General features: G+C 71.2%; 26 protein-coding genes. 9 read left to right on the top strand and 17 right to left on the bottom strand.

The features are described from left to right. Nucleotides 1-21: 21 nt before the first annotated feature. The 6 genes from ACIBP6_RS41550 to ACIBP6_RS41575 form a co-directional block, all read right to left on the bottom strand. A complete protein-coding gene (locus ACIBP6_RS41550) occupies nt 22-651 on the bottom strand; it encodes a bifunctional DNA primase/polymerase (protein ID WP_397060051.1) in 630 nt (209 codons plus the stop codon). A gap of 133 nt (nt 652-784) precedes the next feature. Then, nucleotides 785-1,768, bottom strand: a complete 984-nt coding sequence (gene hemB, locus ACIBP6_RS41555; protein WP_397060053.1) for a porphobilinogen synthase — start codon at nt 1,766-1,768, stop codon at nt 785-787. After that, nucleotides 1,765-3,273 carry a bifunctional uroporphyrinogen-III C-methyltransferase/uroporphyrinogen-III synthase gene (locus ACIBP6_RS41560; RefSeq protein ID WP_132608784.1) on the bottom strand — a complete coding sequence of 503 codons (1,509 nt, stop codon included), beginning with the start codon at nt 3,271-3,273 and terminating at the stop codon, nt 1,765-1,767. The genes hemB and ACIBP6_RS41560 overlap by 4 nt, the downstream gene beginning before the upstream one ends. 35 nt (nt 3,274-3,308) lie before the next feature. After that, nucleotides 3,309-4,220 (bottom strand): hydroxymethylbilane synthase, encoded by a 912-nt coding sequence (hemC, locus tag ACIBP6_RS41565; protein WP_397060055.1) that lies wholly within the window; start codon nt 4,218-4,220, stop codon nt 3,309-3,311. Continuing rightward, complete coding sequence (locus ACIBP6_RS41570) at nt 4,217-5,473, bottom strand: glutamyl-tRNA reductase (RefSeq protein ID WP_397060057.1); 1,257 nt, start codon at nt 5,471-5,473, stop codon at nt 4,217-4,219. Before ACIBP6_RS41570 ends, hemC begins: the two co-directional genes overlap by 4 nt. Beyond that, nucleotides 5,470-6,144 carry a redox-sensing transcriptional repressor Rex gene (locus ACIBP6_RS41575; protein WP_132608781.1) on the bottom strand — a complete coding sequence of 225 codons (675 nt, stop codon included), beginning with the start codon at nt 6,142-6,144 and terminating at the stop codon, nt 5,470-5,472. Before ACIBP6_RS41575 ends, ACIBP6_RS41570 begins: the two co-directional genes overlap by 4 nt. Nucleotides 6,145-6,263: 119 nt before the next feature. On the opposite strand from ACIBP6_RS41575, the gene ACIBP6_RS41580 reads away from it, so the two are divergent. Next, nucleotides 6,264-6,500, top strand: coding sequence for a glutaredoxin family protein (locus ACIBP6_RS41580; RefSeq protein WP_397060059.1), 237 nt, complete (start codon nt 6,264-6,266; stop codon nt 6,498-6,500). Here the strand turns inward: ACIBP6_RS41580 and ACIBP6_RS41585 are convergent. Next, on the bottom strand, nt 6,497-7,933 hold the full coding sequence (locus ACIBP6_RS41585; RefSeq protein ID WP_132608779.1) for a putative quinol monooxygenase: 1,437 nt from the start codon (nt 7,931-7,933) through the stop codon (nt 6,497-6,499). The genes ACIBP6_RS41580 and ACIBP6_RS41585 overlap by 4 nt on opposite strands. Nucleotides 7,934-8,162: 229 nt before the next feature. Between ACIBP6_RS41585 and ACIBP6_RS41590 the strand changes: the two genes are divergently transcribed. The 3 genes from ACIBP6_RS41590 to ACIBP6_RS41600 are packed head-to-tail and all read left to right on the top strand — an operon-like array spanning nt 8,163 to nt 10,421. Further along, nucleotides 8,163-8,801, top strand: a complete 639-nt coding sequence (locus ACIBP6_RS41590; protein ID WP_132608778.1) for a sigma-70 family RNA polymerase sigma factor — start codon at nt 8,163-8,165, stop codon at nt 8,799-8,801. Between the two features lie 60 nt (nt 8,802-8,861). After that, entirely contained in the window at nt 8,862-9,530 is a 669-nt protein-coding gene (locus ACIBP6_RS41595) for a DUF5667 domain-containing protein (protein WP_397060062.1), read from the top strand. A gap of 18 nt (nt 9,531-9,548) precedes the next feature. Continuing rightward, nucleotides 9,549-10,421, top strand: coding sequence for an HAD family hydrolase (locus ACIBP6_RS41600; RefSeq protein WP_132608776.1), 873 nt, complete (start codon nt 9,549-9,551; stop codon nt 10,419-10,421). Nucleotides 10,422-10,543: 122 nt separating this feature from the next. On the opposite strand, the gene ACIBP6_RS41605 is transcribed toward ACIBP6_RS41600, so the two are convergent. From ACIBP6_RS41605 to ACIBP6_RS41640, 8 genes are all read right to left on the bottom strand, one after another. Then, the gene (locus tag ACIBP6_RS41605) at nt 10,544-11,548 is read right to left on the bottom strand and encodes an LCP family protein (protein ID WP_397060064.1); all 1,005 of its coding nucleotides are present in this window, start codon (nt 11,546-11,548) and stop codon (nt 10,544-10,546) included. Between the two features lie 2 nt (nt 11,549-11,550). Beyond that, nucleotides 11,551-12,129, bottom strand: coding sequence for an RNA polymerase sigma factor (locus ACIBP6_RS41610; RefSeq protein ID WP_397060068.1), 579 nt, complete (start codon nt 12,127-12,129; stop codon nt 11,551-11,553). 71 nt (nt 12,130-12,200) lie between these two features. Then, nucleotides 12,201-13,103, bottom strand: coding sequence for a lysophospholipid acyltransferase family protein (locus ACIBP6_RS41615; protein WP_397060070.1), 903 nt, complete (start codon nt 13,101-13,103; stop codon nt 12,201-12,203). Continuing rightward, nucleotides 13,103-14,098: an NAD-dependent epimerase/dehydratase family protein gene (locus tag ACIBP6_RS41620; protein ID WP_132608772.1), complete on the bottom strand. Its 996-nt coding sequence runs from the start codon at nt 14,096-14,098 to the stop codon at nt 13,103-13,105. The genes ACIBP6_RS41615 and ACIBP6_RS41620 overlap by 1 nt, the downstream gene beginning before the upstream one ends. 23 nt (nt 14,099-14,121) lie before the next feature. Continuing rightward, a complete protein-coding gene (locus ACIBP6_RS41625; RefSeq protein WP_018654693.1) occupies nt 14,122-14,220 on the bottom strand; it encodes a 30S ribosomal protein bS22 in 99 nt (32 codons plus the stop codon). A gap of 174 nt (nt 14,221-14,394) precedes the next feature. Next, on the bottom strand, nt 14,395-14,598 hold the full coding sequence (locus ACIBP6_RS41630; protein WP_026214222.1) for a helix-turn-helix domain-containing protein: 204 nt from the start codon (nt 14,596-14,598) through the stop codon (nt 14,395-14,397). Between the two features lie 312 nt (nt 14,599-14,910). Further along, a complete protein-coding gene (locus ACIBP6_RS41635; protein ID WP_397060072.1) occupies nt 14,911-15,693 on the bottom strand; it encodes a phosphatase in 783 nt (260 codons plus the stop codon). 16 nt (nt 15,694-15,709) lie between these two features. Next, nucleotides 15,710-16,873: an acetoin utilization protein AcuC gene (locus ACIBP6_RS41640; RefSeq protein ID WP_397060073.1), complete on the bottom strand. Its 1,164-nt coding sequence runs from the start codon at nt 16,871-16,873 to the stop codon at nt 15,710-15,712. Nucleotides 16,874-17,003: 130 nt separating this feature from the next. On the opposite strand from ACIBP6_RS41640, the gene ACIBP6_RS41645 reads away from it, so the two are divergent. The 4 genes from ACIBP6_RS41645 to ACIBP6_RS41660 all read left to right on the top strand — a co-directional run bounded on the left by ACIBP6_RS41645 (nt 17,004) and on the right by ACIBP6_RS41660 (nt 20,490). After that, nucleotides 17,004-18,131 carry a sensor histidine kinase gene (locus ACIBP6_RS41645; protein ID WP_397060075.1) on the top strand — a complete coding sequence of 376 codons (1,128 nt, stop codon included), beginning with the start codon at nt 17,004-17,006 and terminating at the stop codon, nt 18,129-18,131. Next, nucleotides 18,128-18,781 (top strand): response regulator, encoded by a 654-nt coding sequence (locus ACIBP6_RS41650; RefSeq protein ID WP_397060077.1) that lies wholly within the window; start codon nt 18,128-18,130, stop codon nt 18,779-18,781. The genes ACIBP6_RS41645 and ACIBP6_RS41650 overlap by 4 nt, the downstream gene beginning before the upstream one ends. Nucleotides 18,782-18,862: 81 nt before the next feature. Beyond that, nucleotides 18,863-19,753, top strand: coding sequence for an ABC transporter ATP-binding protein (locus ACIBP6_RS41655; protein WP_397060079.1), 891 nt, complete (start codon nt 18,863-18,865; stop codon nt 19,751-19,753). Further along, a complete protein-coding gene (locus tag ACIBP6_RS41660) occupies nt 19,750-20,490 on the top strand; it encodes an ABC transporter permease subunit (protein ID WP_397060081.1) in 741 nt (246 codons plus the stop codon). The genes ACIBP6_RS41655 and ACIBP6_RS41660 overlap by 4 nt, the downstream gene beginning before the upstream one ends. A gap of 182 nt (nt 20,491-20,672) precedes the next feature. Here the strand turns inward: ACIBP6_RS41660 and proC are convergent, their stop codons facing one another. Together proC and ACIBP6_RS41670 are read right to left on the bottom strand one after the other, a co-directional pair. After that, complete coding sequence (gene proC / locus ACIBP6_RS41665) at nt 20,673-21,467, bottom strand: pyrroline-5-carboxylate reductase (RefSeq protein WP_397060083.1); 795 nt, start codon at nt 21,465-21,467, stop codon at nt 20,673-20,675. A 45-nt stretch (nt 21,468-21,512) separates the two neighbouring features. After that, nucleotides 21,513-22,394: a proline dehydrogenase family protein gene (locus ACIBP6_RS41670; protein WP_397060085.1), complete on the bottom strand. Its 882-nt coding sequence runs from the start codon at nt 22,392-22,394 to the stop codon at nt 21,513-21,515. Between the two features lie 67 nt (nt 22,395-22,461). On the opposite strand from ACIBP6_RS41670, the gene ACIBP6_RS41675 reads away from it, so the two are divergent. After that, nucleotides 22,462-22,923, top strand: coding sequence for a hypothetical protein (locus tag ACIBP6_RS41675; RefSeq protein WP_397060087.1), 462 nt, complete (start codon nt 22,462-22,464; stop codon nt 22,921-22,923). Nucleotides 22,924-23,090: the final 167 nt, after the last annotated feature.

A 23,090-nucleotide genomic window follows, 5' to 3' on the forward strand; every position in this document is an offset into this window, starting at 1 on the left:
TTAGCCGCGCGACCCGGCGGGTCAGTCGGCGAGCCACTCCAGGATGCGTACCGGGTCGGGCAGCGGCCGGCCGTCGGGCGCGCGCAGCCAGGAGACGCCCTGGCCGCCCACGAGGGTGGAGGGCGGGGCGAGGACGTAGCTGTCGCGGCAGTGCCAGCGCAGCCCCGGCGTGTCGTCGATGGCGGCCGGGCCGGTGTCGAGGTGGCACGTCCACCACTCGTCCTCGTCCTCCGGGTTGCCCCGGGTGGCCACGTAGAACAAGACCCGGTCGCCGTGTGTGGCGACCGGGCCGGGATGGGCGCCCGCCTCGTCGATCCGGGTGAGGGCCGACAGGCCGGTGGACAGCGGTACGTCGAAGACGTCGAACACGCGTCCCGTGGGCAGGATCACATTGGTCTCGGGCTCGGCCTGCCACCAGCGGGTGAGCTGGGCGGCGTCCGTCGTGGCCTGCATGCTCCAGGCGGGCGAGAGCGGGTGGGCGCCCGGGTCGGGACACCCGACGCGGTCGCAGGAACACGCGCGCGGCCCGTGGCGCAGCGGATAGGCGCCCGGCACGACGGGCCAGCCCATGGCGGCGTATTCGAGCACCGTCGCGATGCGCGTCGGCCGGGACCGCTTTCTGGTACGCCGAACCAGTGGTACCCCCACCATGGTGTCTCCCGTCAGAGTGTCAGCGCCTGAGGAGGTCCCGGCTCCGGGCTGCACTTAGCACACGCGGGACACACCAGCACTTGTCATCGCACTCTAACGCACACGCCACAGGAGTCGGCGGGAAACCCCTGGGTTAGAGCCCGCGTGCCACTTCCGTCGCCCAGTACGTCAGGATCAGGTCGGCTCCGGCGCGCTTGATCGCGACCAGCGACTCCTTGATCATCCGGTCGCGGTCGACCCAGCCGTTGGCCGCGGCGGCCTCGATCATCGCGTACTCGCCGCTGACCTGGTAGGCGGCCACCGGCACGTCCACCTCGTCGCGGAAGCGGGTGATGACGTCGAGGTAGGCCAGCGCGGGCTTGACCATCACGGCGTCGGCGCCCTCCGCCAGGTCGAGGCGGACCTCGCGCAGCGCCTCCTCCAGCGGCCCCGCTGGGTCCTGCTGGTGGGTGCTGCGGTCGCCGAACTGCGGCGCGCACTCGGCCGCGTCACGGAACGGCCCGTAGAAGGCGGAGGAGTATTTGGCGGCGTAGGCGAGGATCGGCACGTCGCCGTGGCCTGCGGCGTCGAGCGCCGCGCGAATCACGCCCACCTGGCCGTCCATCATCCCGCTCGGCGCCACCATCTGCGAGCCCGCTTCCGCCTGCGCCACCGCGATCGAGGCGTACCGCTCCAGGGTCGCGTCGTTGTCGACGTCGCCGGACGGCGTGAGGATGCCGCAGTGGCCGTTGTCGGTGAACTCGTCGAGGCACGTGTCCGCCATGACCACGAGCGCGTCGCCGACCTCGGCGGTCACCTCGCGCAGCGCCACCTGCAGGATGCCGTCGGGGTCGTCGGCGGCCGAGCCGCGGGCGTCCTTCACCGCGGGGATGCCGAACAGGATGATGCCGCCCACGCCCGCCTCGGCGGCCTCACGGGCGGCCTTGCGCAGCGAGTCGCGGGTGTGCTGGACGACGCCCGGCATCGAGGCGACCGGCTGCGGCTCGGAGATGCCCTCCTTGAGGAACGCCGGCAGGATCAGCTCGGCCGGGTGCAGGCGCGTGCCCGACACCATGCGGCGCAGCGCGGGGGTGCGGCGCAGCCGGCGGGGGCGGGCGACGGGATACTGCGCGCTCATTTGACTCTCCTTCTCGCGCCGCGGCGGTTCTGCGAGGGCCGGCGCGGGGTGTCGCCCGCCGCCAGGGCCGCCTGGCGCTGCTTGGCTCCGAACTCGGCCAGTGCGGCGGCCAGGGCGGAGGCGGACGGCTTGTCTGCCATGACGTCGACCCGGAGCCCGAACTCCTCGGCCGTCTTGGCCGTCTGCGGCCCGATGACCGCGATCACGGTGACGTTGTGGGGCTTGCCGGCGATGCCCACGAGGTTGCGCACGGTGGACGACGACGTGAAGAGCACGGCGTCGAACCCGCCGCCCTTGATCGCCTCGCGGATGGGCGCGGGCGGCGGCGCGGCCCGCACGGTGCGGTAGGCGGTGACGTCGTCGCACTCCCAGCCCAGCTCGGTGAGCCCGGCCACGAGCGTGTCGGTGGAGATGTCGGCCCGCGGCAGCAGCACGCGGTTGATCGGGTCGAGCATCGAGTCGTACGGCGGCCACTCGGCGACCAGCCCCTCCGACGACTGCTCCCCCGTCGGCAGCAGGTCGGGCTTGACCCCGAAGTCGACCAGGGCCTGCGCGGTCGCCTCGCCCACGGCGGCCACCTTGAGGCCGGCGAAGGCACGGGCGTCGAGGCCGTACTCCTCGAACTTCTCGCGGACCGCCTTGACGGCGTTGGCGCTGGTGAAGGCGACCCACTCGTAGCGGCCGGTGACGAGGCCCTTGATCGCGCGGTCCATCTGCTGCGGCGTGCGGGGCGGCTCGACCGAGATGGTCGGCACCTCCTCGGGCACCGCGCCGTACGAGGTGAGCTGCTCGACCAGTGCGCGCGACTGCTCCTTCGTCCGCGGCACCAGCACCCGCCAGCCGAACAGCGGCTTGGTCTCGAACCACGACAGCTTGTCGCGCAGCGCCACGGCCTCGCCGACGACGATCAGCGCCGGCTCGGTGAAACCGGCGTGCTTGAGGTCGGCCTGCAGCCGGCCGAGCGAGGACACCACGGTGTACTGCTCGGTGGTGGTGCCGCCGCTGCTGACGGCGACCGGCGTGGTGTCGGGCTTGCCGTTGGCGATCAGCGCCTTGCCGATGGACACGGCGTCGCCGATGCCGTTGTAGATGACCAGGGTGCCGCGGGTGGCGGCGTGGGCGGCCCAGTCTTGCTCCTGCGCGGCGTCGATCACGCGGAACTCGGGCACGCCGGTCGCCGCCGGGATGCCGGCGTAGGTCAGCACCGCCGTCGCGGGCGGCACACCGGGAGAGATCTCGAAGTCCACCTCCGCCGCGGTGCAGGCCGCGACCTCCTCGACGACCGAGGAGAAGAGCATGGGGTCGCCCTCGCAGAGGCGCACCACCAGCTGACCGCGCGCGGCGCGCTGGACGAAGTCGCCCTCGGTGGCGACCTCGACGCCTTCGCGGCAGTGGCGCAGCAGCGGGGCGTGGGCCTCCGCGCCGAGGACCACCGCGTCGGCCTTGCCGAGCAGCTCGGCGGCGCGCAGCGTGAGCAGATTGGGATCGCCGGGTCCCGCGCCCACGAACGCGACGACACCGGAGGTTGGACTATCGGAGCTCAATGGGAATGCTCCCCCATCAATCTGTCGGCACCTTCGGCGATCATCTCGGCCGCTAGGAGGCGGCCGAGGTTCGCAGCCTCCGAAGGAGAGCCGGCGGCGGACTTGCGGACCGCTTCGCGGCCGTCAATGGAGACGACAACAGCGGTCAGGTTCAGAGTGTGCCCGTCATCGACCGCGAAAGCACCCACCGGAGCGGCGCATCCCGCTTCGAGGGCGGCCAGCACGGCGCGCTCGGCCGTCACGGCGGAGCGGGTGGCCGGGTCGTCGAGCACGCTGAGGAACTCGATGAGGTCGGGGCGGTCGGTGCGGCACTCGACGGCCAGCGCGCCCTGGCCGGGCGCGGGCAGCAGCTCCTCGGTCTCGAAGATCTGCGCGACCTCGCCGCCGCGGCCGATGCGGGTCAGCCCCGCCGAGGCCAGCACGACGGCGTCGAGCTCACCCGAGGCGACCTTGCCGATACGGGTGTCGGCGTTGCCGCGGATGGCGACGTATTCGAGGTCGGGGCGCAGCGCGCTCAGCATGGCGACGCGGCGCGGCGAACCGGTGCCGACCCTCGCCCCCGGCGGCAGGTCGGCGAACTTGCACGAGCCGACCAGGGCGTCGCGGTGGTCGTGGCGGGCGGGCAGGGCGGCCAGCGTGAAGCGTGGGTCCTGCTTGGTCGGCAGGTCCTTCAGCGAGTGGACGGCGAAGTCGACCTCGTCGTCGATCAGCTTGTCGCGCAGCGCGCTGACGAACACGCCCGTGCCGCCGAGCTGCGCGAGATGGGCCTTGGTCACGTCGCCGAACGTCGTGACGCCGACCAGCTCGACCGCGCGGCCGGTGCGATGGGTGTAGGCGTCGGCCACCATCTGGGACTGCGTGGTGGCCATGAGGCTGCGGCGGGTGCCGAGCCGGAGCGGGGACGTCACAGCTCCACCTCCCTCACGGCCTCGGGCATCTTCGGATCGAGGTCGAACAGCTCACGCAGCGCCTCCGCATAATGATCGCCTCCGGGGCAGGTGGCGAGCTGCTTGACACGCACGGTCGGCTCGTGCAGCAGCTTGTCGACCACCCGCTGCACGGTCATCGCGACCTCGTCGCGGGCCCGCTCGTCGAGACCGGGCAGCCGCATGCGCAGGCGGCCCAGCTCGGCCTCGACCACGTCCGCCGCCTTGCTGCGCAGCGCGACCACGGTCGGGGTGACCTTGGCCGCCCGCTCGGCGTCGAGGTAGGCGCGCAGCTCCTCGGCCACGAGGGCGCGTACGGACTGGACGGCGTCGCCCTCGCGGGAGCCGATGCCGGACTTCTGGATCGTCTCCAGGTCGACCAGCGTGACCCCGGGCACGGCGCGGACCGCGGGGTCGATGTCGTGGGGAAGCGCCAGGTCGAGGAGGAAGGCCGGCCTGGAAAGCAGGTCGGGGGTGATGAGGTGGCGGCCCGCGCCCGTGCAGGTGATGACGACGTCGGCCGCGGCCAGCTCGCCGGCCACGGAGGAGAAGTGCACCGCGCGCCCGCCGACCGACTCGGCCAGCCGGGCGCCGCGCTCGTACGTGCGGTTGGCCACGACGATGTCGGTGACCCCGTCGCGCGCCAGCGTGGCGGCGGCCAGCGAGCTCATGGAGCCCGCGCCGATCACCAGGGCGCGCTTGCCGGCCAGCTCGCCCGCCAGGGCGAGGCCGGCGGAGACCAGGGAGGCTCCGGCCTTGTCGATGCCGGTCTCGTGGTGGGCCCGCTTGCCGACCCGCAGGGCCTGCTGGACGAGGTCGTTGAGGGTGGCGCCGACGGTGCCCTGGCGCTGGGCGAGCTTGAGCGCCTGGCGGACCTGCCCGAGGATCTGGCCCTCGCCGACCACCATGGAGTCGAGGCCGCACACCACGGAGAACAGATGCTCGACCGCCCGCTCCTCGTAGTGGACGTAGAGGTGCGGGGTCAGGTCGTCGACCGGCACGCCGGAATGGACGCCCAGCAGGTTGCTGATCGACGTGACGGCGGCGTGGAAGCGGTCGACCGTGACGTAGACCTCGACCCGGTTGCAGGTCGAGACCACCATGGCCTCCGCCACGCAGGGATCGCGCTGCACGTCGTGCAGCAGCTTGACGAGAGCGTCACCGGTCATCGAGACACGTTCGAGCAGGGCCACCGGTGCCGTCCGGTGGCTGAGTCCGATAGCCAGAACACTCATTGACTGTCCACTGCCATGAGTGGCCCCCCAGCCTTGCGTTGCTCGTGGAACGCCAGAATCTGCAGTTCGATGGATAGGTCGACCTTACGGACATCGACGGTGTCCGGGACGGAAAGAACAACCGGGGCGAAGTTCAGGATACTGGTCACGCCCACCGCGATGACGCGGTCGCAGACTTCCTGCGCCGCCGCCGCCGGTGTGGCCAACACCACAATCGAGACTCCACGCCGCTTGATCACGGCTTCCAGTTCGTCGATGTGCTCAACATTCAACCCCGCTATGGTGTCGCCCACGACTTCGGGGTCGGCGTCCACGAGCGCCGCCACCCTGAAGCCCCGGGAGACGAACCCGCCGTAGTTGGCGAGCGCGCGACCGAGGTTACCGACTCCGACGATCGCCACCGCCCAATCCTGCGTCAGGCCGAGCTCGCGGGAAATCTGGTAGACGAGGTATTCCACGTCATAGCCTACGCCGCGAGTGCCGTACGAGCCGAGATGAGACAGATCCTTGCGCAGCTTGGCCGAGTTGACTCCGGCGGCCACGGCGAGATCTTCGGAGCTGACGGTCGCGACGCCCCGCTCCGCCATCCCGTGCAGCGCCCGGAGGTACAACGGAAGCCTGGCGACCGTCGCCTCGGGGATGCCACGGTCACGGGGCTGGGACGGGCTCATCACGTGCCGGTGCTCCAGGGAACGGGCGGCTTGGGGACCGCGTGAACGGAATCGAACCGTCTTTCAGGTTAAGCCCTTTGTGAACCGATGCACAAAGTCGCCCGGGGTAGCGTGGCCGTATGCATCGCATCACCTTGCTCGGCAAGCCCGGCTGCCACTTGTGTGACGACGCCCGCGAGGTCATCGCCCGGGTCGCGGGCGAGTTGGGCGTGCCGTGGGAGGAGGTCAGCATCGACTCCTCCGAGGAGCTGACGGAGAAGTACTGGGAGATGATCCCGGTCACGCTGATCGACGGCGTGCAGCACGACTTCTGGCGGGTCGACGAGAGCCGCCTGCGCGCCGCTCTGACCGGCTAGAACATCACCGTCGGGAGCGGCACCACCTTCGCGGCGTTGACGTCGAGCTCGATGACGTTGGTGGCCAGCACCATCGCCTGCCGCTCGTTGACGAACCGCTCCACGTGCGGCTGGCGCTGGTGGTCGCGGTAGGCCACCTCGTCGCGGTAGAGCTCGTAGACGATGCGCTGCAGCGGGGCCGACTTGACGGCGTGGCAGGCGTACACGAGCGTGTCGGGCTCGCCCCTGCGCACGGCCTCGACCGTGGCCTCGGCCAGCCGGTCGAACGCGGCGCCGGCGCCGTCCATGATCGTGAAGACCGTGAGCAGGCCGTAGATGTTGGGCGACAGCTTGCCCGAGGCGGGCTGCTGCTGGGTGGGCGTGAACAGCTCGGCGCCCGGGTAGACGGCGCCGGTGGCCGGGGCGGGCGGGGCCATCGTGTAGTCGGCCGCGGCGCCGTTCATGATGTAGCCGGTCGAGGGGCCGGGGTCGGACGCCGGCGACATGCGCGCGGCGTAGTCGACCTCCCTGTCACCGGCCCGGTACTCGGCCACCAGGTCGCCCAGCCCTGAGGCGCGGCGCGGCGGCGCGGGCGGCACGTCGGCGGCCGGCACCGGCTCGGGCATCCCCCTGCGCGGGGGCTCGTCGCGGTAGAGCGGGCGGTCTTCGGGGATCATGGGCCGCTCCTCGCGGTGGGGGACGCGCTCGTCACGGCGCTGAGAGCGCTCCTCGCGGCGCGAGGGCCGTTCGTCGGGCTCGGGGCCGAAGTCGTCCTCGTCGTCCTCGTACGGCGCCAGCGGGCGCAGCACGGTGTACCACACCGCGGCCGCCGCCACGGCCAGCAGCGCCGTGGTGAACAGCGCGGGCACGGTGAAGCGCATCGCGCCCACGAGCGCGAGGCCCGACGGCACGACGACGGCGGTCGCATGGAGGTTGTCGGTGTCGTACTCGTCGCCGTTGCGCCACTTCAGGCCGGCCACCACCAGCATGGCGAGCATCACGACCAGGACGATGGTGTGCACGCCGACCAGCAGGTAGCTGGGGAAGAGGTTCCAGTGGTCGGCGGCCGACGGCAGGGACTCGCCCATCTCGTCGGTCTTGAGCGGGTCGAAGACCATGATGACCACCGAGACGATGGTCAGCGCGATGCCGAACAGCCAGGCCAGGAACCGCGGCGGCACCTTCTCCGACAGCAGCTGCACCAGCCCGACGGTGAGCCACAGCGGCGCCAGCAGCGACCCCGCCACCTGGTAGACCCGGAAGGTCACGTCGCCGAACCCCGCCAGAGAGCCGAGACCGACCGCGCCCAGCGACAGGGCCAGCGCCACGACTGCAACGGTCCAGGCGATGAGCCACCCCTCGGACTCCTCGCGTAGTCGTTGGATCAGCGCGCCGGCCGCGACTGCGGCGAGCAGGGCTCCGGCAAAGGCTAGGACAGCAACGAGGATCTCCATGGTGACTCCAATGCTGCCGGACGATGCCTCCCAGCCGGTAGCCGAAGAGGGAACGAGGTCCGGACCACGGCGAGCGCGTACGACGGCGCACCGCGGATTTCAGGGGTGTGCGCCTCCACGGTATCCGCCGGTGAAGGGGTGCCATGCCAGCACGGTGTGGATTGTGGAATTTCCCGTTGATTTCTAGAGTGTTCGAGCACGCCGCACCCCTTACCCCCAGGGATATCGGATGCCTGACTCGTCGCCGTTCGCCGGGCTGCTCGCTCCAGCGATCGCTGGACCTGCCCGGACGGGCGAGCTCGCCGTGCTCGAAGACGTGACCGACGACCTTCGTACGCTGGTGCTGCACGCCAAGAACGGATGCACGGACTCCTTTGGCACGCTCTATGACCGCTACGTGGACCTGGTCTACCGCTACATCTACTTCCGGGTCGGCTCCCACCCGCTGGCGGAGGACCTGACCAGCGAGACGTTCCTGCGGGCGTTACGCAAGATCGGCGACTTCAGCTGGCAGGGCCGCGACTTCGGGGCCTGGCTCGTGACCATCGCCAGGAATCTGGTGGCCGACCACTTCAAGTCGGGGCGCTACCGGCTAGAGGTCACCACGGGCGAGGTGATCGACGTCCCCCTCGACGGCTCCCACATCCCCGAGAACGCCGTGGTCACGGCCATCATCAACGACCGGGTGCTGCGCGCCGTCCGAGATCTCAATCCCGAACAGCAGGAATGCGTCGTCCTGCGTTTCCTGCACGGCCTCTCGCTCGCGGAAACCGCGCTGATCATGGGGAAGAAGAGTGGAGCGATCAAAGCGCTGCAGTTCCGTGCCATCCGAGCGCTGGCCAGGGCGCTCAAGCCAGACCTGGCGTAACCTCCGCCACCGGCCTCTCGTTAGGAACGGTGTCACGACCGGAGCGGTCAGGGGGCATTCATGAGCAGGGCGCGCAGACGGCGGGAGCGCGTGCTCGAACACCTCACCGAGCTGCGGGAGACGCCGCTCGGCGGCGGCCCCGCGCCGGCCTTCCGCGAACGTCTGCGCGCCGAGCTCGCCTCCGGCGCGCTCGGCGAGCGGCCCGAGCCGGCCGGACGCGCGGCCGGCCCGGCCTCGGGGCCCGCCCACCGGCGCCCGTCGCGGCGCCCGTCGCGGCGCCGGCCGCTGCTGTCGCAGCTGGCCGCGGTCGGGCTCGCGGGGGCGATGATGGTCTCCTCCTTCGCCACCTACCACGCCGTGCCGGGCGACACGCTCTACCCGCTCAAGCGCGCCGCCGAGAGCACGTTCGTCCGTCTGAGCACCGACGACGCCGAACGCGGGCGGCGCGAGCTCGCCTCGGCCGAGACCCGCGCCAGGGAGGTCGCGAGCCTGCTCGGCTCATCCAGCGGCGGGCCGCTGGTCGGCAGGACGCTGAAGGACATGGAGAAGTCGACGAAGTCCGGCATCGAGCGGCTCGAACGCGTCGAGCCCCGCTCGCCGAAGATCAAGACATTCGCGGAGGACCAGAAAGAAACCGTCAAGCCGATGTTGCAGGAGCTCGACGACTCCCAGCTCGCCCAGGCTCAGGACTATCTGGACTACATCGACGGTCTGGTCCCCCCTGAGTAGGAAGTTAAGCTGAACCGCATGTGGCGGCTCATACGACGACGACAGGAAGTGCAGCCGGAGGTCGCCGGCGAGGCCGCGGCACGGGCTGCGGTCACTGTTGCCCCGGTCGAGCCCGATCTGGACGCGGCGGCCTTCTTCGACGTCGACAACACCATGATGCGCGGCGCGTCGATCTACCACTTCGCCCGCGGGCTGGCCACGCGCGGGCTGTTCACCTCGTCCGACCTGTTCAAGTTCGCGGTGGGGCAGGCGGTGTTCCGGCTGCGCGGCAACGAGAACCCCGAGCACATCGCCGTGGCCAGGGAGACCGCGCTGGCGTTCGTCGCCGGCACCAAGGTCGACGACGTCGTACGCCTCGGCGAGGAGATCTACGACGAGGTCATGGCCGACCGCATCTGGGGCGGCACGCGCGCGCTCGCGCAGAGCCACCTCGACGCCGGTCAGCGGGTCTGGCTGGTCACCGCCACGCCGATCGAGCTGGCCCGGGTCATCGCCCAGCGGCTCGGCCTGACCGGCGCGCTCGGCACGGTCGCCGAGACCAGCAACGGCGTCTACACCGGGCGGCTGGTCGGCGACCTGCTCCACGGGCCGGCCAAGGCCGAGGCCGTGCGGGCGCTGGCCCGCCGCGAGGGCCTCGACCTCACCCTCTGCACCGCCTACAGCGACTCGGCCAACGACCTGCCGATGCTCTCGCTGGTGGGGCACGCCGTGGCCATCAACCCCGACAGCGAGCTGCGCGAGTACGCCAGGAAGCACGACTGGCCGGTCAAGGACTTCCGCACCGGCCGCAAGGCGACGATGGCCGCCTTGCCGATAGCGGCCGGCGTGGGCGCCTTGGCCGGCAGTGTGGCGGCCGGCATCGCCCTGCGCCGCCACTACCGCGACCGCTGACGTCACCCGCCGCACCCTCTGGCTCTGTCAGCTACCCCGACCGCTGACCGTCACCCGTCGCGCCCTCCGGCTCTGTCAGCTACCGCAACCGGCTGACCGTCACCCGCCGCGCCCTCCGGCTGTCAGCGCAGTGAGGCGAACAGCCTGTCCGCCTCCGGCTGTTTCCACGCGATCCGGTGCGCATCGTCCGGATGCGGCACCCACGGCACGGACACCACGTCGAGCTTGGCACCCGACAGCTCCGTGGCGAGCTGGTACATCGACTCGACGCTGAGATCCGTCTTCACCGACTCCCGCATCTCCTTCAGCAGCGCCTCCAGCGTGGCGGGCTCGCCGAGCGCGCTCTTCGCCTTGCGCACCATCGCCACCACCACCGACTGCTGCCGCTTGACGCGGGCGATGTCCGAGCCGTCGCCGTAGTGGCGCAGGCGGACGTAGCCGAGCGCCTTCTCGCCGTCGAGAAGCCACTTGCCGGCGGGCAGCTTCAGCTTCGACGCCTTGTCGTCCACCGGCCGGGGCAGCGTGACCGTCACTCCTCCGAGGGCGTCCACCATGTCCTTGAAACCTGCGAAGTCCACCTCGACCGTGTGGTCCAGGCGCAGCCCCGTGAGCTGCTCCAGCGTCGCCCTCAGGCACGTGACCCCGCCGGTGTCGTACGCCGCGTTGATCATGTCCACGCGGGGCCGGGCGGACCCGCAGCGCGGGATGCGCACGATCGAGTCCCTGGGAACGCTGACGGCGGTGGCCGTCCTCCGGTCCGCCGGCAGGTGGACGATCATGATGGTGTCGGATCGCGCACCCACGTCGGAGCGGGCCTGCCCCGGCCCGTACTCGGCGTTGCCCTCCCCTTCGCGCGTGTCCGAGCCGATGACGAGCACGTTGCGGGTGCCGCTCATGTCCACGGGCTCGGCGGCGGTCGTGCGCTCGGGCTCGTGGCGGTTGCCGACGAGCACGACGGGCACCGCGACCGCGACGGCGGTGGCGACGGCCACCAGCCCGGCGGCCCACCACCCCGACCTGCGCGGCCGGTGGGGGGTGAACAGGCGATGGCGCCGGCGGGCCAGCGTCGGCGGCGGCTGGTGCTCCAGTTCGGCCCCGAGGTCGCGGAGCAGCTTCAGGTCGTCCATCGTCACTCCTCCTCCATGGGGTTGGTGTCGCCGAGCGCGGCCCGTACTTTCCGCCTGCCCCTGTTGAGGCGGGAGCGCACGGTCCCCACGGGGATGCCGAGCGCCCGCGCGACCTCCTCGTACGTGAGGTCGCCCCAGGCGATCAGCAGCAGCACGTCGCGGTCCTTGGCGGGCAGCGCGGCCAGCGCGCCGGCCAGCTCCGCGCGCACGGCCTGGGCCGTCACCCCGGCGGCCACCCGGTCGGCGGGCGACTCCACCTCGGAGTCGACGGGGGCGCGCAGCAGGGCGCGGTAGCGCGCGGCCTCCTTGCGGTGGTGCCGCGAGACGAGCTTGGTGAGGATGCCGAACAACCACGGCCGGGCGTCGGCGTACGCCAGGTCGTAGCTCCTGCGGCGGGAGAACGCGATCAGGAACGTCTCGCCGACGAGGTCCTCGGCCGGCTCCGGGCCGAGGCGTTTCGAGACGTAGCGGTAGAGCATGGCGGAGTAGCGGTCGAAGAGCTCGGCGAACGCCTCGGGGTCGGTCCACGAGGCGCTCACCAGCTCGGCGTCCGCGCCCCTGACGGCGGGTTGCGTGATCATCTCCGCCCTTCTGTGGGGGATCGGTCACGCATGTCTTGCCGCAACCCGCCTCACGGGTTCACGGCGGCCGCTCAGAGGAACGGTGGGAAGGCGTGCCCCCGGCGCAGCCGCAGCTCGTTGAGCAGCTGCTGGATCGCCTCGCGTACGTGGTCGGTGAGGTTGAAGACCAGCATGGGGTCGTCGGCCGCCGCGTCGTCGTACTCGTCGGTGCGGATGGGCTCGCCGAACTCGATCATCCACTTCGACGGCAGCGGCACCAGGCCGAGCGGCCCGAGCAGCGGGAAGAACGGGGTGATCGGCACGTACGGCAACCCGAGCGTGCGGGCCAGGAACTTCAGATCGCCGATCTTGGGGTAGATCTCCTCGGCGCCGACGATCGCGGTGGGCACGATCGGCACCCCGGCGCGGATGGCCGAGGCCACGAAGCCGCCCCGTCCGAAGCGCTGCAGCTTGTAGCGCTCGGAGAACGGCTTGCCGACGCCCTTGAAGCCCTCGGGGAACACCCCGACGATCTCGCCCTTGCGCAGCAGCCGGTCGGCGTCCTCGCGGCAGGCCAGCGTGTGGCCGGTCTTGCGGGCGACGTGGCTGAGCACCGGCAGCTGGTAGACCAGGTCGGCGCCGAGCAGCCGCAGCGCCCGGCCGGCCTCGTCGTGCATCGCCACCTGCAGCATCAGCGCGTCGAGCGGGAGTGTGCCGGAGTGGTTGGCGACGATGAGCGCGCCGCCCTCCTCGGGCACGTTCTTCACCTCGAGCGGCTCCACCCGGAACCAGCGGTGGTAGATCGGCCTGATCAGCTCCAGCACGACCTTGTCGGTCAGCTCGGGGTCGTAGCCGAACTCGTCGACCTCGTAGTCGCCGGTGATCCGCCGGCGCAGGAAGGCCAGCGCCTTGGCCAGCGGCTCGGGCTCCGCGTACGACGGCGCGGCGGTGATCGGGATCACCCGGCCGTCCTCCCGCTCTCCGGGAACGCCCATCACCGCGAACCTCCGAACGGCCGCAGCCCCCGCGAACGCAGGAACTCGTCGAACGCCGCACCGGTGGAGAACTTCGGCCTCCACCCCAGCGCCGCCTCCAGCCGCGAGGTGTCGACCACGCGGCCGTAACTCATCAGCCTGACCTGCTCGGGGGAGTATTCGACCAGCCCCAGCCTGCGCACGGCGTTGCCCAGGGCCCTGAAGGCGGGAGAGAACAGCGGCATCGACGGCCGCCCCGCGCGTCTCGCGCACTGCGACAGCAGCAACACGCCTGCCCCGGCCACGTTGAACGTGCCGGGGTGATCCTCGGTCGCCATCCGGCGCAGCACCTCGACCGCGTCATCCTCATGGATGAACTGCAGCCTCGGGTCGAAGCCGAACACGGTCGGCAGCACCGGCTGGGTGAAGTAACGCGTCAGCGGCGAGTCGACGCCCGGACCCATGAAGTTGGTGAAGCGCAACAGCGACACCGTCACGTCGGGACGGCGCCGCGCGAAACCCCGGACATAGCCCTCGACCTCGGCAGCGTCCTTGGCGTAGCCGTGGACGGGCCCGCCGACGTGAGGCTCCAGGTCTTCGGTGAAGACCGCGGGATCCCGCGGCGACGAGCCGTAGACGGCGGTGGTGGAGCGGACCACCACGCGCCGCACGGTCGCCGACCGCTGGCAGGCACCGAGCAACTGCATGGTGCCGATGATGTTGTGCTCTTTCATCGCCGCCCGGCCCCCGCTCCTCGACGGAGCGCTGACCAGACTCATGTGCACAACGGTGTCGATGTCCGCGGCCGCGATCACCTGGGCGATGTCGGGGCTGCGCAGATCCACCCGGACGAACTCCGTTCCGCCGAGGGAGATGCCGCCTTCTCGCGTGAGCGAGGGCGGCGGCACGGTGTCCACTCCGATGACACGGGTGATGTCGGGATCTGCCGCCAGAACACTCGCCACCCGGGCGCCTATGTGGCGCGAGACCCCGGTGACTAGCACGGTGTGGGTCATCAGCGCCTCGCAGCTGGCGTCGGTTACTTCTTGTTACGCCGCTGGATGCGCGTCTTCTTGAGCAGCTTGCGGTGCTTCTTCTTAGCCATCCGCTTGCGGCGCTTCTTGATCACAGAGCCCACGGGACCCCCAGGTGGTGATTAGCAAGTCTGACCGGAGTGCGAGCGCACACCGGCTCACAGACTACCGGCGATCCATGGTAGATCGCCCCACTGGGGGGTGAGGGCCCGGACGCGCCGCGGCGACCGGGCCTCTCCCGCGTCAGCACTCACGGCACGGTTCGACGTGCCGCTACGTCAACCTGCCTCGATGTAGGCCTCCCGAAGATAGTCGTGTACCGCCTGCTCAGGGACTCTGAACGAGCGGCCGACGCGGATGGCCGGCAGCTCGCCGGAGTGGACGAGCCGGTACACCGTCATCTTGGACACCCTCATGACCGTCGCCACTTCCGCGACGGTCAGGAACTTCACCTCGCTGAGAGGTCTTTCGCCTGCACCCATCGGACGCCTCTTCCGCACGTGTTTCCGGGTTATCCCCACTGGTGCCATTGCTCACGCACGTGTACTGCCGTCAGCGTAAGTCGGGACTCCGAGTGCGCAAACCCCCTATTTTCTCAGTCCACGGAGTCGACTGTCAGGCGAACCAGCGAAATCGCTGGCCAGCAGCCAGGCCGAGCACCTCACTTGGACCTTGGAACTGTCCAAGCTGCCACACATAAGAGTCGCCGGAGACCGGTCAAAAGTTGGCAAAGGGACAGCGAGCCTCTTGGAATGCAGGCGCGAAAAGACGGTATCGGGAGGACCGAATTCGACTCAAAGGGCTCGTGAGACCTGTGTGACCAATCGCTCTGTCAGCGGAGCGTAATAGCGCGGCAACACATTGTCGTCGAGGGGGACGACCACCTCGATTTTGCCTTCGGCCTCACCCACGAAGAGCCCGGGGTCGTTGGAGTCGGCGAAGCCCACGGTCGGCACCCCGGCTTCGCCGGCCGCTCCTGCCCAGCCGTGGTCGGCGATCACCAGCTCGGGCAGGTCGCCGCCGAGCTCGCCGAGCATGTGGCGCATCGGGGCCGCGTCGTGGGTGTGCACGAAGTTGCCCTTGTCGTCGAGCATGGCGATGTCCTGCAGGTAGCGGATCCGGCGCGGGCGCCCGAAGCCGGAGCCGGCGTACGTCCAGCCCTCGGCGGGGGTCAGCAGGACCGCGCCGTTCGCCCGGCACAGGGCGGCCAGCGGCAGGTGGACGGCCAGCAGCCCGGTGGGGTGGCCGGTGGCCAGCAGGATGCGCGGGGCGGGCCGCGACAGGACCACCGCGATGCGCTCGGCCATGGCGTCGATCGCGTCGATCGTCAGGTCGGGGTCGATGGTGTCCTGGCCCGAACGATGGCCGGGATCGGGGACGACGCCCGCCGACTTGGCCATCAGCGCGAGGATGTCGCGGTACGACCACGGCTGGTCGAACGTCAGCCCGAGCGCGTAGTACGGGTCGCCGTTGGCCAGCGAGCTGTAGTGGTCGAGGTTGTTCTCGCGGGAGGTCGCGACATCGCCGGCGATGCGGCTTCGGACAAGGTGCTCACGGAGTTCGTCGCGGCTCAGCACTGCATCTTTCCTCAGGTCAGGGCATCGGATCGAGGCCGTGCAGGGGGAACACCGCATTCCGGGTCGCCATGACAGCACGGTCAATGGGGTCCGCAGGGTCATAACCACCGGACAGGTCGCGGAATTCCGCGTTCCTGCCGTCCGTCATGGTGAGCGGCGCGGTCTCGCCGGTGCGGTCGCGTACGTACTGGCGCCAGCTCTGCGGGGTCGGTGTGGCGGGGTCGACGGGGTGTCCCGCGGCCTCGGCGATGAGGTGGGTCCACGCCCGCGGCACCACCTGGACGAGCTCGTAACCGCCGCCGCCGACCGCGATCCACCGGCCGCCGGCCTCCTCGTGGGCCAGGCGGTGCAGGGCGGCGTACGCGGCGCGCTGGCCGTCGAGGCTCACCATCAGGTTGGCCAGCGGGTCGAGCGCGTGGCTGTCGCAGCCGTGCTGGGTGACCATGAACTCGGGCGCGAACTCGCGCACCAGCGGCGGCACGATCGCGTGGAAGGCCCGCAGCCAGCCGGCGTCGCCGCAGCCGGCCGGGAGCGCGACGTTGACGGCCGTGCCGTCGGCGCCGGTCTCCTCGGGGAACCCCGTGCCGGGGAAGAGCGTGCGCGGGCTCTCGTGCAGGCTGATCGTCAGCACCCGGGGGTCGTCGTAGAAGGCCGCCTGCACGCCGTCGCCGTGGTGGACGTCGACGTCGACGTACGCGATGCGGCGGGCGCCCTGGCGCAGCAGCCAGGCGATGGCCAGCGCGGGGTCGTTGTAGACGCAGAAGCCGCTGGCCGCCGCGGGCATGGCGTGGTGGAGGCCGCCGGCGACGTTGACCGCGTGCTCGGCCGTGCCCTCCCAGACCGCGCGGGCGGCGGACAGCGAGGCGCCCGCGATCAGCGCCGACGCCTCGTGGACGCCCTTGAACGCGGGGTTGTCGATGGTGCCGAGCCCGGCTCCCAGGTCGGGCTGCCCGGAGGCGGACACGCGCTTGACGGCCTCGACGTAGGAGGGCCGGTGTACCAGGGCCAGCTCCTCGTCGGTCGCGGGGACGCAGCCGGCCAGCTCCACCTTGTCGAGCACGCCCAGATCGCGGGCGAGCGCCATGGTCAGCTCGACGCGCACCGGGGCCATCGGATGGCTGGGGCCGAAGTTGTAGGAGGTCAGGGCGTCGTCCCAGACCACCCGTGCCGTACGGCTCATGCCCATCCCTCCGCGTACTGCCTCGCCTTGGCGCCGACGTTACCGCAGCGCACATGCCCGGCTGTAGCCCTCGTTTCATGAGGCGAGAACTCCCAGCCACGGCGAAATCTCATGACTTAGTGTTCTCAACGTGCGCGTGGCACGAAAGTCCATGAAGATCGTGCGTTTCCTGCGACGGCCTCGGGTCCTCGACGTCACCCTGGTGGCGGTGATCTCCGTCCCGGCGGTCATCGGCCTGATCTCCATGATCGTGCAAGGTGAGACGCGCACGGCGCTCGGCGCGGCGCACTACCTGGTGGGCGCGCTGCTCCTGCTCATGCGACGACGCCGGCCCCTCCTGACCGCCGCCCTGATCACGACGCTCGACGTCGTCGGCTTCGCCACGCACCTCGTCCGGGTCAACAACCTCCCCTCGGTCATCGCCTACTACGGCGTGGGGCGCCATACGAGCGGCCGCACGACCGTGGCGGGCGCGCTGGTGGGCTACGCCGTCTACGCCGTGGCGCTGGAGTACTTCTGGCCGGGGCGGGGCAACGCGCTGGGGGCCCTGCTCTTCGTCGTCGCCGCCGTCGGCGTCGGGGTGATCGTCCGGCTGAGGGCGGAGCTGGCCGCGCGTACCCGGCAGGAGGTCACGGACGCGGCCGTGCGGGCAGAGCGGCGGCGCATCGCCAGGGAGCTGCACGACGTGGTCGCCCACCACATCACCGTGATCAACGCGCTGGTCGGGGGCGCGCGGGCAACGTTGCCGCCCGGCCAGCAGGTCACCAGGAACGCGCTCGAGAGCGCCGAGCAGACCGCCCGGCAGGCGATGACGGAGATGCGCCGCCTGCTCGACGTGTTACGCGCCGACGGCAACGAGGGGCCCGACGCGGCCACCGGGGTCGGCGCCGACCGGCTGCCCGAGCTGGTCAAGGAGGCCAGGTCCGCCGGGCTGCCCACCGGCCTGACCGTGACCGGCGAGCCCGTCGAGCTGCCCGCCGCCGTGGACCACGCGGTCTACCGGATCGTGCAGGAGGCGCTGACCAACACCCGCAAGCACGCCGAGGGGGCCAGGGCGAGCGTACGTCTGGCGTACGAGCCCGGGGCCGTCGAGGTCGAGGTGGTCGACGACGGTCGGCCGAAGAGCGGCGGAACGCCCGGGTTCGGGCTGGGCGGCATGGCCGAGCGGGTGGCGCTGTGCGGCGGCCGGCTGTCCACCGGCCCCCGTCCGGAGGGCGGATTCCGCGTGCACGCCCGCATCCCGCTGGAGACCACATGATCAAGGTGCTGCTGGTGGACGACCACGCGCTGGTGCGCACCGGCTTCCGGCTGATGCTGGACGCCCAGCCCGACCTGTCCGTGGTGGGCGAGGCCGCCGACGGCGGGCAGGCGGTGGAGCTGAGCCGGCGGCTGCGGCCCGACGTCGTGCTGATGGACCTGCACATGCCGGACATGGACGGCGTCCGCGCCACCGAGCTGATCACCGCCGAACTGCCCGGCGTGCGGGTGCTCGCGCTGAGCACGTTCGACCTGGACGAGAACGTGGTGGCGGCGCTGCGCGCGGGCGCGGACGGGTTCCTGCCCAAGGACGTCTCCCCCGAGGAGCTGATCGAGGGCGTGCGCGTGGTGCACCGCGGCGAGTCCGCCGTCGCGCCGCGCCTGCTGACCCGGCTGATCGGCACGTACGTCCGCGCCACGCCACCGCGGCCGGCCCCCACCACGCTGGCCGGGCTCACCGACCGCGAACGCGAGATCCTCGTGCTCATAGCGCGCGGCCGGTCGAACGCGGAGATCGCGGAGGGCCTCGCCGTCTCCCCTTCCACCGTCAAGAACCACGTGACGAGCCTGTTCGCCAAGCTCGGCGTGAGGGACCGGGCACAGGCCGTGATCATCGCGTACGAGGCGGCACTGATCCGCCCCGGTGAGTAGGACCACGCTCCCAGAACGGCCCCGGCAAGACGGTTCCCCAGCAGGAAGAATCCGGCCTCCCGCGACGGCACGCTGATCCTCATGACAGCGATCCGCGCAACGAACCTGAGCAAACGCTACGGCCGCACCCTCGCCGTGGCGGATCTGTCGTTCGACGTCGAGCCGGGTCAGGTGACCGGCTTCCTCGGCCCCAACGGCGCCGGCAAGTCGACCACCATGCGCATGATCCTCGGGCTCGACCGGCCGTCCGGCGGCTCGGTGCTCGTGGACGGGCGGCCGTACGAGGAGTTACGGCATCCGCTGCGCAAGGTCGGCGCGCTGCTCGACGCCAAGGCCGTGCACGGCGGGCGCAGCGCCCGCAACCACCTGCTGGCCATCGCGCAGAGCAACGGCATCCCGGCCGCCCGGGTGGCGGAGGTGCTGGAGACCGTCGGCCTGACCGCCGTCGCGGGACGCCGGATCGGCGGCTTCTCGCTGGGCATGGCGCAGCGGCTGGGCATCGCCGCGGCGCTGCTCGGCGACCCGGAGATCCTGCTGTTCGACGAGCCGGTCAACGGGCTCGACCCCGACGGGATCCTGTGGATCCGCACGCTCATGCGCAAGCTCGCGGCCGAAGGGCGGGCGGTGTTCGTCTCCAGTCACCTCATGAGCGAGATGGCGCAGACGGCCGACCACCTCGTGGTGATCGGCAAGGGCCGGCTCATCGCCGACACGAGCGTGCGCGAGTTCATCGGGCGCAGCTCGCAGGGCTTCGTACGCGTGCGCTCGCCCCGGCTCGCCGAGATGGCCGAGCTGGTCAAGATCGGCGAGCTGCACCCCGACCACCTGCAGGTGACCGCGATGACCCCGCTGGAGATCGGCACCCTCGCCGCTCGGGCCGGGATCCCGCTGGAGGAGCTGACGTACGTGCAGCCGTCGCTCGAAGCCGCGTACATGGAGCTGACCAAGGACAGCCTGGAGTTCACCTCATGATCGACATCATCCGGTCCGAATGGACCAAGATCCGCTCTGTCCGCTCGACGGTGTGGACGCTGGCCGTCACGGCCCTGCTGATGCTGGGCCTGTCCGCCCTCCTCGGCGCCACGGCCGCGAACTCGGCCGACGAGCCGATGCCGGGCCACGAGGCCGTCGCGATGAGCCTGGCCGGCGGCATGTTCGCCTCGTTGTCCATGGCCGCTCTCGGCGTGCTGGTGATCTCCAGCGAGTACCGCACCGGGGGCATCCGCACCTCCCTCATGGCCGTGCCCAGGCGCCTGCGCCTGCTGACCGGCAAGCTCGTGGTCTTCACCGCGGTCGCGCTGGTCGTCTGCCTGGCCGCGTCGGCCGGTGCGGTCGGCATCGGCCTGGCGATCTCCCGGCCGCCGTCGGTGGAGCTGGCCGAGGTGGCGCGGGCCACGCTCGGGTGCGGCCTCTACCTGACCGCGTGCGGGCTGTTCGGGTTGGGCCTCGGCACGCTGGTCAGGCACACGCCGGGCGCGATCGTCTCGGCCGTCGCGCTGATCCTGGTGCTGCCTCCGTTGACGAACCAGCTCCCGGGTGAGTGGGGCGGGGTCGTCGCCGAGTTCTTCACCACGAACGCCGGCATGCTGGTGATCTTCGGCCGGTCCGGCGAGTACCTGGGACCGTGGAGCGGGTTCGGGGTGTACCTGGCGTGGATCGCGGTCGCGGTGGCCGCCGGCGCGATCCTGCTGCGCCGCCGGGACGCCTGAGCCCACTCGACGAGGAGGACGAGACCGGTTCGCCCTCCGCGCCGGGGCGCGGGCCGGCCCAGGCGAGCTCACGGGCGCGGGTCAGCCCGAGTTCACGGGCGCGGGCCGGTCCCAGGCGAGCTCACGGGCGCGGGTCAGCCCGAGCTCACGGGCGCGGGTCAGCCCGAGCTCACGGGCGCGGGTCAGCCCGAGGCGAGTTCGCGGCCGCGGTCGCGGGCGGCCTCGATGGCGGCCAGGAACGCGGCCCGCACCTTGTGTCGTTCGAGCTCCGCGATGGCGGCGATGGTCGTGCCGCCCGGCGAGGTGACGGCCTCGCGCAGGATCACCGGATGCTCGCCCGAGTCGCGCAACATCACGGCCGCCCCGACGATCGACTGGGTGACCATGTCGAGCGCGGCGGCCCTCGGCATGCCGAGCAGGATGCCCGCGTCGACCATGGCCTCGACCAGGTAGAAGAAGTAGGCGGGCCCGCTGCCCGACAACGCCGTGGCGGCGTCCTGCTGCGACTCGGGGATGCGCAGCACCTTGCCGACCGGCCGCAGCAGCTCCTCGGTGCGCCGGAGGTGCTCCTCCCCGGCGTGGGCGCCGGCCGAGATGACGCTCATCGCCTCGTCGAACCTGATCGGCGTGTTGGACATCACCCGCACCACGGGCACCTCCACGCCGAGCCGCTGCTCCACGAACGACGTCGTGATGCCGGCCGCCGCGCTGATCACCAGGCGGTCGGCCGGCACGTAGGGTGCGATCTCGGCCAGCAGCGTCGCCATGTCCTGCGGTTTGACGGCCAGGATCAGCGTGTCGGCCGCCTTGGCCGCCTCGGCGTTGGAGACCGTGCGCACGCCGTACGTCTCGCGCAGCGTCTGGGCGCGTTCGGCCCTGCGGGTGGTCGCCATGACGTCGTCCGGCTGGAGCCCCGCGCGCAGCAGTCCGGACAGCAGGGCCTCGCCCATCTTGCCCGTGCCCAAAATCGCGATCATCTTTCGCCCCTCGACGGATACTGCCTGGTCTGGCAGCCTATCCGGCTAGCGCCGCGACACCAGCGACCGCAGGAAGAACGCCAGGTTCGCCGGGCGCTCGGCGAGGCGGCGCACGAGGTAGGGGTACCACTCGTCGCCGTAGGGCACGTAGACGCGCATCCGCGCGCCGCGCTGCCCCTGGCGGGCCTGCTCGGCGGGGCGTACGCCGTAGAGCATCTGCAGCTCGTAGCCGGTCTGGTCGCGGCCGTCGAGCACGGCGAGCGTGGCGGCGATGCGCAGCAGCTGGGGGTCGTGGGTGGCGACCATCGGGTAGGCGGTGCCGGCCATGAGCACCTTCAGGCACCGTACGAACGAGCGGTCGATGTCGGCGGGCCGCTTGTAGGCCCCGGGCGCGGTGTAGGCGCCCTTGCACAGGCGTACGCGGGCGCCGCCGAGCTTCTCGCAGCGATCGAGCGAGTCGGGCAGGTACGCCTGCACGACCACCCCCACGTCGGGATGCTCGCGGCGCAGCGCGGCGTGCACGGCGTGCAGCGCGGGGACGGTGTCGTGCTCCTCGGCGTCGAGCGTCACCGTCAGGCCCCTGGCCGCGGCGGCGGCGCAGATCTCGGCGGCGTGGCCGAGCGCGAGCCGCTGCGACAGCCGCAGGCCGAGGGCCGTGAGCTTGACCGACACGTCGGCGCCGGCGGGCAGCAGGCCGAGCAGTGCGAGGTAGCCGCGTACGGCGTCCGCGGCCCTGCTCTCGTCGGTGACCTCCTCGCCCAGGTGGGCGACGGTGACGAGCAGGCCCCTGCGGGTCAGCTCGCGCACCACGGCGGCCACGTCGCCGGCGACGTAGCGTTCGACGACGCCTGCGGTCAGAGGCGAGGTGGAGACGAGCCGCTCGGCGCGTCGGCTCTTGGAAAGGGCGAGCATGGCCTGACGGAGCACGTGGACCACACTAACTCGCGCCGCTGAACCGGTGACGCGCGTGAGCCGTCGTAGGAGTATGCGGACTATGACAGCGACTCTCCTTGCCGGTCTGGTGCTCGCGGCGGGCTGCGGCGCGCAGGGCGGGCCGTCGGCCGAGCCCGCCGCCTCTTCGACGGCTGAGCGGCCGCCGGTCGTGTCGAGCCCGGTCGCCAGCGCCCCGTCCACCGCTCCTCCGAACGGCCCCGAGACCGTCAAGCCGGTGGGCGACGCGGTGAACGTCCGCGAGGTCCGCTGGACCAAGGCCGAGCCCGTCTCGGACGGCAGGAAGGTCCGCCTCACGTGGTGGTCGGGCGTGGCCCCGTGCACGGTGCTGGACCGCGTCTCGGTGAAGGAGACGGCGAAGGACGTCACGATCACGCTGTACGAGGGCGCCTCACCGAAGGCCAAGGACATGTCGTGCATCATGATCGCCATCGAGAAGACCACGACGGTCGACCTGGACAAGGCCCTCGGCAAGCGCAAACTCGTGGACGGCGCCAAACGGTAGGCCTCCCGACAAATCCAGCTACGTCGTTGTACGCCGTTCCTTGAGCGGAACCTTCTGTGACATGAGCCCCGTTGAGCCGGGTATGCGCCGCTGAATCCGGGGAATGCTTTTGCGCTCACGAGGGTTGAGTCGCATAGGCTCAAGTCGTTTGACAAAGACGACACGCA

The organism is Nonomuraea terrae (assembly GCF_044465245.1).
Lineage (GTDB): Bacteria > Actinomycetota > Actinomycetes > Streptosporangiales > Streptosporangiaceae > Nonomuraea > Nonomuraea terrae.